Below are 13408 nucleotides of genomic sequence, written 5' to 3' on the forward strand. Positions count from 1 at the left end.
ATAAGAGGTAGCCTAAGATTTAGTAAGTGAATCTTAGGTTATTTTTATATATGTTTGCTAGAGAATTAAGCAGTTTCAGTAAATGATTTGGAAATACGTTATTTGATCAAAAATGCGTTGACTGCTGCAGTGGATGATCGAGAAGTCTATATGAAGGGGATCGATATTATTTATTACTATGAAGGCTATACTGAATATATTACAGAAGATCTATAATAAAAAAAGCCTTCCTGAAAAAAACACGTTCAGATTGAGTGTTTTTTCAGGAAGTTTTTAATAGTTAAAATCGAAACGAATCCACCAAACAACTCACAAATTCCTCATAAGAATCGGCTTGTAACAGCGCATCGATCGTTTCCTTATTATCCAACGATTCAATAATCAAGTTAAAAATTTTCCGAAATTCCTTTCGCTCCGACTGATTCATCGCGATCATTACCACGATTTGGACATATTCCTGATCCCAAAGCATGGGTTCTTCATTGATCACAAAATACAATGAGGTTTTCAATGCATTCATCTCCATCGAATGAGGCATTGCTAAACCATTACCGAAACTCGTAGACGACATGTCTTCCCGTCTAAGAATCTCTTCTTCAAAAGTTGAATCTACACGATTTAACTCAGTTAAATGAGTAGACATATGCTGGATCAGCTGATATTTAGTATCATAATGCTGATTTTTTTCAAAGAGTTCTTTAGAAAAATACTGTTCGATTATTTTTTTCATTTTTTGCTGTTGTTTGCCTAAATTGATCTTCTTGATAGTTTGTGTGATGCTCTCCTTATCTTTGTCATTGAAAAAAGGCGTGATTTTTACATACGTTACCTCATCAGGCAGTGTAATCGTGGAAATGATCAGGTCTTGATTTAGGTTAGAAATCGGAGCATCCACCTCGGTAATGACCTTTTTGATATCTAGCTCATAGTTAAAAGCAGCTAAAATTTTTTCAGAAAGATCGACATGCATATCGTAATAACTAGGACAGATCAAGGTAGCAAAAAGCTTGCTTTGATTGATTTTTGCATGCTCAAAGTAAGCACCGATATGAAAAGCTAAATAAGTGATTTCATCCTCGGCAATTTTTGAACCTAAATACTCTTCTAATTCATTGGAAACAAAAACAGCGAGATCATAAACTAAAGGATAATTCTCTTTGATTTCTTTTGTCATTGGATTTAAAGCAACTTGTTTTTCTCGATTGCGACTTAACAAGTTTTGGAGATGCAACGAAAATTTGATAAAAAAGTCCTCATCATCCAACGACAATAAAAATTCTTTATTGATCTTTTGTAAAATTCGATTGGATAATTGAATGCTTTCATCGGCAATGTAATCTTTGAGGTCTTCTTTGATTTCGGCATAATTGAGTAACGTTGTTTTACTCTTTAGCAAAATCGTCATGTAAGAGATTTCGCTTTCCTTTAGCTGAATCCCATAAGTATGCTGGATATAGGCGGCAATGGCGATGGCTGAGCGATGTTCAGCAGCTAGCCGCTCATCGATTTTATCGGAATCTGTATCGATACTTTGATTGCTGTCGTAGATTCGTTCCATTGCAACTACTATGTGTAAAATGATGCTGTTTAAGGTGTAACCATTGATATACAAGTTATTCGCTTTCAGAATTTGTGTGATTGTTGCTTTTAGTTCATCCAGATCATAGCCATAAAAAGCGGCTTGAATTGTTGCCAAATGTAAAAATTCTGCACTTGTTTCGTGATAAAATTGTTCTCTGATCCAAGCCCGTTTCTTTTCTTCGGCACCGGCAAGATGAATAGCATTTCCTTGATTGAGAATTTTTAAGTGAAACTTACTTAGTTCTTTGTTGGCTTTACTAATCGTTCGCTCAAGTGTAGATAAGCTGATAAAAAGTTCCTCAGCTAAATCATATTTATTGATTGGTGTTAAAAGGTAAACTAATTTTTCTATTAAGACTTTTTCTCTACTGATTTCTTTTGAAAAAGCAGTGGGTGAGTCACTTTGCTCTATATAGTAGCCTTTAGCGGTTGCTAGAATGATTTTACCAGTAACTTGTTCATTGATTTTTTTAACGTAGTTCTTGATCGTTCTGCTTGAAACAGCAAAGACTTGGGCTAGTTGACTAGAGGAAGTGAGACCATTTATTTGGAGATATTTGATTAAGTGTTCTTCAGATAGCTTTTTCATTACGTTTCCCCCATAGTCTTTTTTTGCTAGACTTACGTTTCAATTATTGTTGGCTTCATTATATAGTCATTGATTAAAAGCTACAAATCAGCTAGTTGCACCGTAAGCGGTTACCAGTGCAAAAAAGTGGTTTGCTATCAAGGTTAAAAATAGCGATAATTTGAGTGTAAAGTAAAAGGAGGAAATCAAGATGACAAAGAAAAATATTTTATTAGTATGTGGTGGCGGAGCATCAAGTGGTTTTTTAGCACAAAGCATGAAAAAAAGTGCGAAAGCTCAAGGGTTAATTGTAACGGTAGAAGCCGTTGGCGACTCTGAAATCGAAGATTATATTGAGGACAAAGACGTGGTATTGTTTGGGCCACATTTACGTTATATGGAAGCTGAATTAAAGGAAACCATGGATGAATTTGATGAGATTCCATATGACTTTATTCCGGATGAATATTACGGAGCATTGGATGGCGGAGGGACGTTGGCTTTTGCATTATCTTTGCTGAAAGACTAGATTAAACAAATAGGTGGGAGAAAAATGAAAAAGATTATTGATTGGATGACGAATGTCTTTGCTCCAAAAGCAAATAAAATCACGAAAAATCCTTGGATCGGTGCGATCCAAGAAGCGATGACTACAGTGATGCCGATGATTTTGGTCGGCTCACTGGTAACGATTTTTGCCATTTTTGAAGAATATATTCCAAATTTTCCAGATATTTCGCCAATTAGCAGTTTTAGTTTTGGATTAGCATCAGTGTTTGTAGCTTTTTTTATTCCGTATCTGCTTTTGGAGAAAAAGAAGAAACATAAATTAAAGAAACAAGCTGGAATGATCGGGATCGCCTTTTTCTTGATGTTGGTTTTTCCAACTTTTAATGACGATGGAGATATTATCATTGAGTTTGCTAAATTAGGTTCAGGCGGAATGTTTGCAGCAATTGTTGGGGGATTATTTGTCGCATTCGTAATGGATCGATTCTCTAAATTTAGTTTGTTTAAAGAAGATACGATGATGCCACCGTTTTTAGTAGAAGGATTTGACAGTATTGCCCCAACATTTTTGATTTTAGCGATCGGTTGGGTAGCGATTTTTATCTTCCATATTAATTTGTATGATGGTATTTATTGGATTTTGTCACCGTTAGTGAATGTGTCGCAAAGTTTCTGGGGCTTTGTTTTGATCATGTTTATTCAGGCCTTCCTTTATTCGTTTGGTATCAGTAGTTGGGTCTTGGAGCCATTATATGTACCAATCGGGTTACAAGCAGTCGGACAAAATGCGGCTGACTTAGCACGTGGTGTTGATCCATCGTTGATTTTAACGAATGAAACTTTACAAGGTTGGGTTTGGATCGGGGGAGCAGGATCTACTTTGATGCTTTCGGTGTTCATGTTATTTACAAAATCAAAACGGTTAAGAGCTATCGGAAAATCATCAATTGTGCCCTCTTTGTGTAATATCAATGAGCCGTTGGTTTACGGCGCACCTGTTGTGTTTAATCCGATGTTGATGGTACCAATGTGGATTTCTGGAATCGTTGTGCCGGCAATCACGTATCTTTCTTTCCAACTTGGGTGGGTCAGTATTCCGACAAAGCCTTTTGCCTTATGGTATTTGCCAGTAGGAATCCAAACGTGGCTGATCAATGGAGATTTAAATGGGTTGATTTTGTTGGCTGTTTCTTTAGTTTTGACAGGATTTATTTATTACCCATTCTTGAAAGTATATGATAACCAGATTTATAAAGAAGAATTGTTGAAAGTGGAGGAAGCCTAAGATGACACAAGACGAAATAAATGAAGTGGCAATGCAAATGATCTTACACGCAGGGAATGGTCGCAATTTGATCAAAGAAGCCTTAGAAAAAATGGATGAGGATTACTTTGTTGAAGGGGAAGAACAGCTAAAAGCGGCGAAGAAAGAATTGAATTTAGCCCATAATGCGCAAACGAAAGTCGTACAGTATAGCATGGAAAATCCAGTTGAAATCAACTTATTATTTACCCATGCACAAGATACTCTGATGACGATTTTAAGCGAGTATAACATTGCTAAACAATTGTTTAAACTGTATTACAAAATCAGTCAGATCGGGGGCTAATCAAATGTCTGCTTTTCCAGGAAATTTTTTATGGGGAGCGGCCACGGCGGCTTATCAAGTGGAAGGTGCGTATTTAGAAGATGGGAAAACCTTATCTGTCGTGGATGAAAGTATTGCTCCAGAGTATGCAGACACTAGTATTGCCAGTGATCACTATCATCGGTTCAAAGAAGATATTCGTTTGATGAAAGAGCTAGGATTGACAGCCTATCGTTTTAGTATTGCTTGGACTCGGATTTTACCGAATGGTCGGGGAGAAATCAATCAGTCGGGGATAGATTTTTATAATCAGCTGATCGATGAATTACTCAAAAATGAGATCGAACCGATTGTAACCATCTATCATTTTGACTTGCCAGTGATTCTACAAAATGAATACGGGGGTTTTAGTTCAAGAAAGATTATTCCAGACTTTATCGAATACTGTCGTGTATTGTTTGAACAGTTTGGTGATCGGGTCAATTACTGGCTAACAATCAACGAACAAAGTAACATGTTTTTGCTGCCTTATCTGATCTCCTTTGCAGAAGGAAGTGAGCAATCGCTACTTAAGCAAAAATATGAGATGAATCATATCATGACCTTGGCGCATGCCAGTGCTGTAAGGTTATGTCATAAACTGTTACCTGATGCAAAAATCGGTCCAGCACTTGGCGTTTCACCAATTTATCCGAAAACATGTGATCCTAAAGATGTTTTGGCGGCTGAAAAAGCAGAAGAGCTGCGAAATACGTTCTTTTTAGAGCTCTATTGCAACGGTCAGTATCTACCATCCATGTTAGCATATATGAAAAACCATGACTGTATGCCTACGATTGAAGAAGGGGATATATCCTTGATTAAGGAGGGGAAATGCGATTTTCTTGGGCTTAATTATTATGATAGTAAAACGGTGGAACATGTAACAGAGTTAGAACGAGGAAGAGAATTAGTAATCAATAAATCTGGAGAAGCAGGTTCTACTGAAAAGGAAGTTGTCGAAGGGATCTACAAAGGCTGTACTAACCCTTATTTAGAAAAAAATGACTGGGATTGGGAAATTGATCCAGAAGGATTACGAATTACATTAAACCGAATCTATCAACGTTATCAAATTCCTCTACTTATCACTGAAAATGGGTTAGGAGCAATCGATACGTTGACAGAAGAGCAACAAGTCCATGATGAGTATCGTATTGAGTATTTAAAGAAACATCTTGAGCAAATTCAAGTGGCGATCACTGAAGATAACGTGGATGTTTTTGGTTTTTGTCCGTGGTCATTTATTGATCTAATCAGCACGACTAGTGGTTTTAGAAAACGGTTTGAAGTGAGATCAGATTCTAGGTAGGATAGAATCTGATCTTTTTTTGAATGTTCTGTCAATTTAGTTTGCAAAAAACGCTTATATTTTAGCGGCCTAAGAAAAAATCTCAGCAACTTCCTTGTTTAGTGAATGGGAAATATTAAGTGCTAATGAGTCAGAAGGTTTATATTTTCCTTTTTCAATGCTTTGGATGGTTTGAATCGACACATCGACTTGATTGGCAAGTTCTTCTTGAGTCATGTTGTGGTTATTACGAATTTCTTGCAAATTATTTTTGATTGGTTTTTTCATAGTGAATCGCCTCTTTCTTTATTGATTATGATGGTAAAAAAAAACGCATAAAAAAATTACTAGCAAATTTCGATCAAAAAAATATATACTAATTTGACCTTAGTGTGTTATATTTAATACGTAGTGGTAAACTACAGATAGATGGAAACCCATCCATTTATCGAGGACTTCTAGCATGAATAACTTCCCCAAGTTTTATGATTGCTAGGAGTTTTTTTAGGATTAACCTATAACATGGATGTAAAGAGTGATTGCGCTAGCAAGTGCTGCAAAAAACATTATTTTTCCTCCTATCTCTGTTAATCTTTATTTATAAAGAACATAATATGATCTTTAATACATAGTATCAAATATTTCTTTTATAATACATATAATATTATCCGAATTGTTTTAATCTCATGAAATAGTTGTTTTTTTTTAAGAAATAGTTTTTTTCATGAGAATATTGCAATAGGGAGGGAAGCAAATATGGAAATATATGAAACATTGAGTAATCTTAGAAAAAAACTAAAATTTACTCAAAAGGAAATTTTACCGGATTTAGATCCTTCAGTTTATTCAAGAATTGAAAGTGGAAAGCAAGAAATCAAAGTAAATGACCTCAAGAAAATATTGGATAAGTTATCCCTTTCACCAGAAGAAGTTTTTTCAATGGCTCCATTAGATAAGGAACAAAAAGATTACAAAGCGCTCTTTTTACACTGTGCGCAAAATATGCATGACGAAAATAAAAGACAAGAATTGCTTAACTATTATATTAAATTATCCGATTGTAATAAAAATTTAAGAGAGTTATCGAATTATTTTGCTATAAAGAGTTATTTTGCTCAAAAGTGGCAAGAAATAGACGGTGTTACCTCAGAAGAATTAGAAGAAATTTATCAACTTATGCTAACTAAAACTTACTACCAACACTATGATTATATAATTATTAGAAATGCTATGAGATTTCTTGAGAAAGAAGAAGCTGATATACTAATTAGAAGAATCTTTTTATCAAAGAAAGAACAAGATTTACCGGTAGACGATTCGTCGTATTATATTCTTATAAATGCAGCTACATCGAGAATTTATGAAAAAGAGTATTCTTTGGCTAGAAAATATGTTCAATTAGCTAAAAAACAAGATAAAGATCGAAAAAATCTAGATTATCGAATAAATTTGAGATACTTAGAAAATCTGTTAGATTATCTAACAATTGGTGATTATCAATATATGCAGCGTATCCAAGAATATATACATTTAGCTAAAGATATCGGGGATATGTATTTAGCTGAGCAGCTTACAAAAGATATTGAGCTTATTCTTAATGATATTCCAAATATTAAGAATAAAAATGATTTACCAATTATCCTTATGAAAAATAATTAAGTATTGTATGAACCTTCCCTTCCACTCCAAAAACCTCTATAATAAAAACAGTAAATCAAAAGAGAAGAGGAAGTTTTTTGCGTATATTATTTATAGGAGACGTCGTAGGATCATTAGGTCGCGATACGATCACCACTTATTTGCCAAAACTCAAGAAAAAATATCGTCCCCAAGTAACGATTCTTAATGGCGAAAATGCTGCAGCAGGTCGCGGAATCACTGGTAAGATTTATAAGAAATTTTTACAAGATGGTGTAGATGTTGTCACATTAGGCAATCATACGTGGGATAATAAAGAAATCTTTGAATTTATTGGCGATGCTAAAAAAATGCTTCGCCCAGCTAACTTTCCAGAAGGGACACCTGGACAAGGGATGGTTTTTGTGAAAGTCAATCAGCTTGAACTTGCGGTGATCAACATGCAAGCTCGTGTTTTTATGGCAGATATCGATGATCCGTTTCGTAAAGCAGAAGAGCTGATTGCAGAAGCACGCAAGCGGACGCCGCTGATTTTTGTTGATTTTCATGGAGAAACGACTAGTGAAAAGCAAGCAATGGGCTGGTTTTTAGATGGACAAGTTAGTGCTGTTGTGGGGACCCATACGCATGTACAGACAAATGATGCACGGATTTTACCAGCAGGAACAGCATATTTGAGTGATGTTGGTATGACAGGACCATATGATGGTATCTTAGGGATGAAGCGTGGACCAATCATTGAGAAGTTCAGGACAGCATTACCAAAACGTTTTGAAGTCGTTGAAGAAGGTCGAAGCTTATTATCGGCTTGTGTGATCGATATCGATGACCAGACAGGACAAGCTAAAAAAATCGAACCGATCCAAATCAGTGAAGATCGACCCTTTGAAGAATAAATAGTGAATCTATTCAACGATAAAATAGAAAAAGAATCAGCGGCTAGCTTCAAGCACCAAAAGAAGCAGTGTCTGATTCTTTTTTTGTTGAAAGTAAGGGTGAGCATTTGTGAACAAGAGAACCATGAATTGTTCTATAATAGGAACAGATTCCATGTACAATGGTCAATACAGCAGATTAGAAGGAGGCGTCTATGCGAAATTCTTTTATGGGAAAAAAAGAGCGGGTAAAGTTTGAACTATTTAAATCGATTGTTTTCTCAAAAAGTGGGTTGAGCTTTAATAGGTTGATGCAAAAACATAATCTTACGAAAAGCACATTGAGCAGATACTTGAATGATTTGGCGCAAGAGGTCGAAACGACATTTACTGAAAAAGTACATTTGATCCAAAATACTCAGACTGGAAACTATCAGGTCCAAACAGCAGAATCTTATAGTATTGGGTATTTGATTGATTATATTCATTTATATTACGTTCAAAAAAGTGGCGTTTTTTTCATTTTAGATGCGCTATTAAAAAATCACTATAGCTCAGTTGAAGCAATGGCACTTGATTTACATATGAGTAGTTCGTCCGTCTATAAACAAGTACGAGCACTTAAAGAAATGTTAGTTCCGTTTGGTGGTACGATTTCATTTGAACCACTTGCAAGTCCGTTAACAGGTAATGAAGTTGGGATTCGTTTGTTTGCTTTTTATTCCTATTGGTCGGTGTTCAAATCGACAGAATATGATAATAAACATTATCCTGAATCTTGGTGGGATGCCCAGGAGCTGGAAGAATATTTTGATCATATGGCGTCACTTTCAGAATCGCAACGGGCAAAATTACGGTTTATTCAGTTGATTACACTAAAAAGAGTACTCTGGCAAAAAAATTATATCGAGCTTTCAGATAGCTTTCTAGCAGATACGGTCTACTTTGATACGAAAGATACCGAACTTCTACCATTGTTAAAACAACGGGTACCAAATGCGTTATATCAGAAAGAACGAGCGTTGCTGTTGTATGCGACTCGAGGACTTGTTTACAATTTAGACTCATTAGAAACAAAAAAGCAAATCGTTCAACACTATCAGCAATCATCCTTAGAAATTGCCACCTATACAACGAAGCTGATGACTGAGGTACAAAAGGAATTTGACTTAGAATATACGGAAGAAGGCTATATAAACTTCTATTTTTATCTACTTATTTTATTGATCTACATCAAACATATCAACATTGATATCTCTGGCTACTACAAAAATGAACTCTCATTTCATTCAATGATCGACTATGATGAAGCAAATGTAGAAATCTTTCAAAAGATCACTAAGATTATTGAACAGCAGGAATTTTATTCTAAAATAAGTAAGAAGTCATTGAAAGGTGTTCTGTCGATTCTTTCCTTGACGATTTATTCAGGTATTTATTTAAATAAAAAGGCTGGAAGCATGTCGATCTGTGTCATATTCAATAATAATTTGATTTTAGCAGATGGTATCAAAAAAATTATTTTAGATGTTTATAATAAGGACCGAATCCTTTTTACGAATGATGTGTTGCAGGCAGATCTAGTTATCTCTGACTCTTATGAAGCAGCTAATTCTGATGCGGAATATTTCTATTTTGATGAGCAATTGAATCCAGAACAGTGGGGGAAAATGATCGATGCGATCAATGATATTTTTTATAAAACGATTTTTTTAGGTTGACGAACGGCAAAAGGAATCGTGCAATCTAAGAGAATCTCTTGTTTATCACTAAATTATCACGTAATTCTATGTTTTTAAAGGCTGAGGCAAAACGATTTTATGTTTTGTTTCAGCCTTTTTATGTGTGTCTCCATTGGTTTTTCCAGATAAAGAACTGTTGTTTTTTTAAATCTGAAACAGATTGTTTCAGAAATATACAATTTTTTTCTGAAAAAAATTGTATTATTTCATAGTAGTGAAGAGTTATTTATCACAAGCTTGAATAAAATAAGCAGATAGGAGACGCCCGATGAAAAAGCATATGTTTGGTTTACTCGTTTTGTTTTTCTGTCTTTTACATAGTACAGGTTCAATGGACCAGGTTTTTGCTGAGGAAATATTACCCCCTCCTAACTATCCGCTGGGTGTTTCAACAAAAACGAACTTGACTGCTGGTGGTACGTTGTATTTTAATACCGATCAATTGCAGGAAAAACAATTGGTTGGTCAGTTCTTAGCAAAAAATATAACATCAACTGGTTCCTCTGGTTTATCAAAAGGTGGTTTTCAAAACTATCAAGATGCGACGCGCCAGTTAGCGTTAGATGAAATCGATCCTGCAGTAGTTTCTGAAACAATTACCGGCAGTGATATTATACGTTGGTACGCTAATGCAACAAGCTTCAACTATCAGGATGGTACAGATCTGCATTACTACTTAGGGAATTTACCGACAGAGAAAGAATTGAGTGATGCGCTGCAATATTACCCAGGATTAAAGGACAATTTTTCCAAACGACGCTACAATGACTCGCTGACTTCGTTTCCTTCTTTTGTAGATAATGGTATTGCTGATTTCTCCCAAGTGACTGGAAATATCCAAGTGGTCAGTGATTATTATGCAGCATTGACAGATAGCGATCAAACAGCAGTATATAATTCAGCAGTTCAAGCAGCGGAAATCAATACAGAGAAAAAAGTAGTAAACCCTAACGATTGGGGGGGACAATCTTCGATCCAGATCAATATTGCATTGAAAAAAAACGTAACCGACCAAGCAGTAGTCATTATCGATGTAGATGGTCAAATTGAACATTTTAAAAATGCTCAGGATATATCAATCAATTATACAAACTATGATCCAGATACGATGTTGCCACCGTATGTATTTATTAATTATAAACACTTTCCATCCTTTAACTTCAGTGGGAGTACATTTTTCCATGCGACCGCTTATCCTAGTTTGCCAGGGGAGGAAGAATATCAATTTGCAGGAAATCAAGGGGTCTTTTTTGAAGGGAAATATGCAGATAAAGCTGTTCCTTTAATAAAATCTGATAGCCATACAATTTCTGATGAGTTAAAGGATAAAACGTACAAAACAGCAACCCATCTTGTGCATAATTTTAATGATGAAGAAAATGAGATTCAGTTTAGAAGTAACGCCTCATTATTTATTGGGACTGTTTTAGCACCGAGAACTTCGGTGACACTAGACGATACCCAAGGACGAGTGCTGGGCAGCGTGATTTCTGGTTATGATATTCATACAAATATGCCCATCAGTCTAGAAGAAAGTAGTGCTATGTTTGACTATGATGATTTTCCAGGATTAGGTGATATCACAGGCGGTGAAGAGATTGAGGTGCCGAATAAAATCGGAGCAGAGTTTGATTATACCGGGCATGAAAAGAGACTATTATATACGATCACTCAAAAAATACCAGTATATTCTTCACGTTTTCCGATCCAGAATTTGAAAATCACTGATCCGTTGGCTAAAACGCTGGCAGTTGCTAAAGAAGATGTAGCAATCAAAGATGAAACTGGGAAGGATGCTGCTGATTATTTTACTATTCACCAAAATGCAAACAATGAATTAACCGTAGAAGCAAAACCAGAAAGTTTAACAGCTGAATCATTCTATGGAAAAACGTACACGTTTGAATTAAATGGTGACCTGAAGCTAACCGAGCAAGTGCTAACGGACCCTACAGTGGATCAAATCCAAATTCCGAATACATCCGTTACAACGGTCAATGATGAAGTGAAGGCCAGTAACGAAGCTTTGCTAAAAGTAGATTTTATTCAAGGAGAACCTGTTAACGTAAATTATTTAAACGAAGATGGGGAAAAGATTGCCCCAACAGAAACTTTAACGGGAAAAATCGGTCAACCCTATTTGGCTAATGCTAAAACAATTTCAGGTTATACGCTAACATCAGTGCCAGAAAATGAATCTGGAATTTTTTCAGCCGAAGAACAGACGGTGAATTACACGTACCATGGTCAATTGGCATTTTCAACGGTTCCGACACAGATTAGTTTTGGGACACACCCGTTATCTAATAAAAAGGAAGAATATAAAATTGAGTCAAAGGATCAAGATATTGTTGTAAAGGATACGCGGTCCTTAGGTTCTAATTGGCAATTGCGGGCAACGCTCAATCAACCGTTGACAGCCAATAAGAGCAAGCATGTATTGAATGATGCCTTGTTTTATGTCAAAAATGGCCATTCAGTTCCACTTCGAGTAAATTCATCGGCTATCATCGAATCAGCGGTAACAACGACTCATGATGATTATAATGTAACCCACGATTGGGCAACTTCGGATGATGGGTTGAACGTTGTTGTAAATGCTGGAGAGGCTTTAGCAGAGCAATACTCAGGTGAAATCAGCTGGGAATTATATGACGTTGTATCGAATGAGTGAAAGGTGCAAAACCGTGAAAAATAAAAAAAGAACATGGCTCCAAGTAATTGCCATCAGTACTTGCTTTGTTTACTTGCTTGAGATGCAATCAAGTTACGCTGCAGAAGATGGTCAGGCAACTGTTAGCTTTTATAAAACAGAGAAAAAAGAACAGCGAGATACGAAGGTTTTCCCCTATACGGGAGAAAACGCGTCGAACAAAATGATAGTACTTAGTGGAATATCCATTCTGTTAATTATAACAGGAATGATATCATATAGAATTTTAACGAATGAGGAGAGAATTTAAATGAAAACAAACAAAATTTTAGTAGGAATTGCCGCACTATCAATGATTTTTAGTACAAGTATGGTCGTGCATGCAGAAGAAATCGACAATCACGAGTCAACAAGTGATATCGGCTTTACGACACCAACAGAAGGTGCACTAACATTAGTGAATGTTGCTGATTTTGATTTTGGTTCCAATCCAATTTCTGCCAAAGACGAAGTCTACACAAATAAAACTGAAACAATGACTACTGTTCAAGATATCCGCGGAACAGAAACTGGTTGGACAGTTCAAGTAGCACAGAATGGTCAATTCAAAGCAGATAAAAAAGAATTGATGAGTGCTCAAATCACATTAAAAACACCAACGATCTCTGATCAATCAACAGGTTCAGCCACTGCCAAAACAGAGATTACACTAAATACAGATGGTTCAAGTGCCACGATTTTAGAGGCAGCAGCAGGTTTAGGTAACGGTGTAACAATCGAAAACTTTGCTAAAGATGCAGCAACATTATCTGTTCCAGGCGAAACGGTAAAAGTTGCAAAACAATACGAAACGTCATTGACTTGGACATTATTAGACCAACCAGCAAATAAGTAATAAAAAAACGAGGGGTGGAGCGGTATA

At 35.9% G+C, this 13408-nt stretch carries 12 protein-coding genes and 1 pseudogene; 11 read left to right on the plus strand and 2 right to left on the minus strand.

What is annotated here, in order from left to right:
* Nucleotides 1-78 precede the first annotated feature (78 nt).
* Nucleotides 79-216 (plus strand): annotated as a pseudogene (locus tag ATZ35_RS06180) (protein adenylyltransferase Fic); the annotation flags it as partial.
* Between the two features lie 64 nt (nt 217-280).
* Here ATZ35_RS06180 and ATZ35_RS06185 read toward each other — a convergent pair.
* On the minus strand, nt 281-2170 hold the full coding sequence (locus tag ATZ35_RS06185; protein WP_208929966.1) for a BglG family transcription antiterminator: 1890 nt from the start codon (nt 2168-2170) through the stop codon (nt 281-283).
* A gap of 190 nt (nt 2171-2360) precedes the next feature.
* Between ATZ35_RS06185 and ATZ35_RS06190 the strand changes: the two genes are divergently transcribed.
* The 4 genes from ATZ35_RS06190 to ATZ35_RS06205 are packed head-to-tail and all read left to right on the plus strand — an operon-like array spanning nt 2361 to nt 5599.
* The gene (locus ATZ35_RS06190; RefSeq protein WP_208929967.1) at nt 2361-2678 is read left to right on the plus strand and encodes a PTS sugar transporter subunit IIB; all 318 of its coding nucleotides are present in this window, start codon (nt 2361-2363) and stop codon (nt 2676-2678) included.
* Nucleotides 2679-2702: 24 nt separating this feature from the next.
* Nucleotides 2703-3944, plus strand: coding sequence for a PTS sugar transporter subunit IIC (locus ATZ35_RS06195; RefSeq protein WP_208929968.1), 1242 nt, complete (start codon nt 2703-2705; stop codon nt 3942-3944).
* A gap of 1 nt (nt 3945) precedes the next feature.
* Nucleotides 3946-4269, plus strand: a complete 324-nt coding sequence (locus ATZ35_RS06200) for a PTS sugar transporter subunit IIA (RefSeq protein ID WP_208929969.1) — start codon at nt 3946-3948, stop codon at nt 4267-4269.
* 4 nt (nt 4270-4273) lie between these two features.
* Nucleotides 4274-5599 carry a glycoside hydrolase family 1 protein gene (locus ATZ35_RS06205; RefSeq protein ID WP_208929970.1) on the plus strand — a complete coding sequence of 442 codons (1326 nt, stop codon included), beginning with the start codon at nt 4274-4276 and terminating at the stop codon, nt 5597-5599.
* A 69-nt stretch (nt 5600-5668) separates the two neighbouring features.
* On the opposite strand, the gene ATZ35_RS06210 is transcribed toward ATZ35_RS06205, so the two are convergent.
* Nucleotides 5669-5866, minus strand: a complete 198-nt coding sequence (locus tag ATZ35_RS06210; RefSeq protein ID WP_208929971.1) for a helix-turn-helix transcriptional regulator — start codon at nt 5864-5866, stop codon at nt 5669-5671.
* A gap of 468 nt (nt 5867-6334) precedes the next feature.
* Here ATZ35_RS06210 and ATZ35_RS06215 point away from each other — a divergent pair, with 468 nt between their 5' ends.
* The 6 genes from ATZ35_RS06215 (at nt 6335) to ATZ35_RS06240 (ending at nt 13381) form a co-directional block, all read left to right on the plus strand.
* The gene (locus tag ATZ35_RS06215; protein WP_208929972.1) at nt 6335-7237 is read left to right on the plus strand and encodes a helix-turn-helix domain-containing protein; all 903 of its coding nucleotides are present in this window, start codon (nt 6335-6337) and stop codon (nt 7235-7237) included.
* Nucleotides 7238-7314: 77 nt separating this feature from the next.
* A complete protein-coding gene (locus ATZ35_RS06220) occupies nt 7315-8112 on the plus strand; it encodes a TIGR00282 family metallophosphoesterase (protein WP_010762281.1) in 798 nt (265 codons plus the stop codon).
* 194 nt (nt 8113-8306) lie between these two features.
* Nucleotides 8307-9812 (plus strand): helix-turn-helix domain-containing protein, encoded by a 1506-nt coding sequence (locus ATZ35_RS06225; RefSeq protein ID WP_208929973.1) that lies wholly within the window; start codon nt 8307-8309, stop codon nt 9810-9812.
* Between the two features lie 289 nt (nt 9813-10101).
* Complete coding sequence (locus ATZ35_RS06230) at nt 10102-12507, plus strand: MucBP domain-containing protein (protein WP_208929974.1); 2406 nt, start codon at nt 10102-10104, stop codon at nt 12505-12507.
* A 13-nt stretch (nt 12508-12520) separates the two neighbouring features.
* On the plus strand, nt 12521-12796 hold the full coding sequence (locus ATZ35_RS06235; protein ID WP_208929975.1) for a hypothetical protein: 276 nt from the start codon (nt 12521-12523) through the stop codon (nt 12794-12796).
* Nucleotides 12797-13381 (plus strand): WxL domain-containing protein, encoded by a 585-nt coding sequence (locus ATZ35_RS06240; protein ID WP_208929976.1) that lies wholly within the window; start codon nt 12797-12799, stop codon nt 13379-13381.
* Nucleotides 13382-13408 lie beyond the last annotated feature (27 nt).

The organism is Enterococcus rotai (assembly GCF_001465345.1).
Classification (GTDB): domain Bacteria; phylum Bacillota; class Bacilli; order Lactobacillales; family Enterococcaceae; genus Enterococcus_L; species Enterococcus_L rotai.

Coding starts and splice junctions, on each gene's coding strand:
- ATZ35_RS06185 (WP_208929966.1), bottom strand. CDS start 2,170: ATGAAAAAGCTATCTGAAGAACACTTAATCAAATATCTCCAAATAAAT.
- ATZ35_RS06190 (WP_208929967.1), top strand. CDS start 2,361: ATGACAAAGAAAAATATTTTATTAGTATGTGGTGGCGGAGCATCAAGT.
- ATZ35_RS06195 (WP_208929968.1), top strand. CDS start 2,703: ATGAAAAAGATTATTGATTGGATGACGAATGTCTTTGCTCCAAAAGCA.
- ATZ35_RS06200 (WP_208929969.1), top strand. CDS start 3,946: ATGACACAAGACGAAATAAATGAAGTGGCAATGCAAATGATCTTACAC.
- ATZ35_RS06205 (WP_208929970.1), top strand. CDS start 4,274: ATGTCTGCTTTTCCAGGAAATTTTTTATGGGGAGCGGCCACGGCGGCT.
- ATZ35_RS06210 (WP_208929971.1), bottom strand. CDS start 5,866: ATGAAAAAACCAATCAAAAATAATTTGCAAGAAATTCGTAATAACCAC.
- ATZ35_RS06215 (WP_208929972.1), top strand. CDS start 6,335: ATGGAAATATATGAAACATTGAGTAATCTTAGAAAAAAACTAAAATTT.
- ATZ35_RS06225 (WP_208929973.1), top strand. CDS start 8,307: ATGCGAAATTCTTTTATGGGAAAAAAAGAGCGGGTAAAGTTTGAACTA.
- ATZ35_RS06230 (WP_208929974.1), top strand. CDS start 10,102: ATGAAAAAGCATATGTTTGGTTTACTCGTTTTGTTTTTCTGTCTTTTA.
- ATZ35_RS06240 (WP_208929976.1), top strand. CDS start 12,797: ATGAAAACAAACAAAATTTTAGTAGGAATTGCCGCACTATCAATGATT.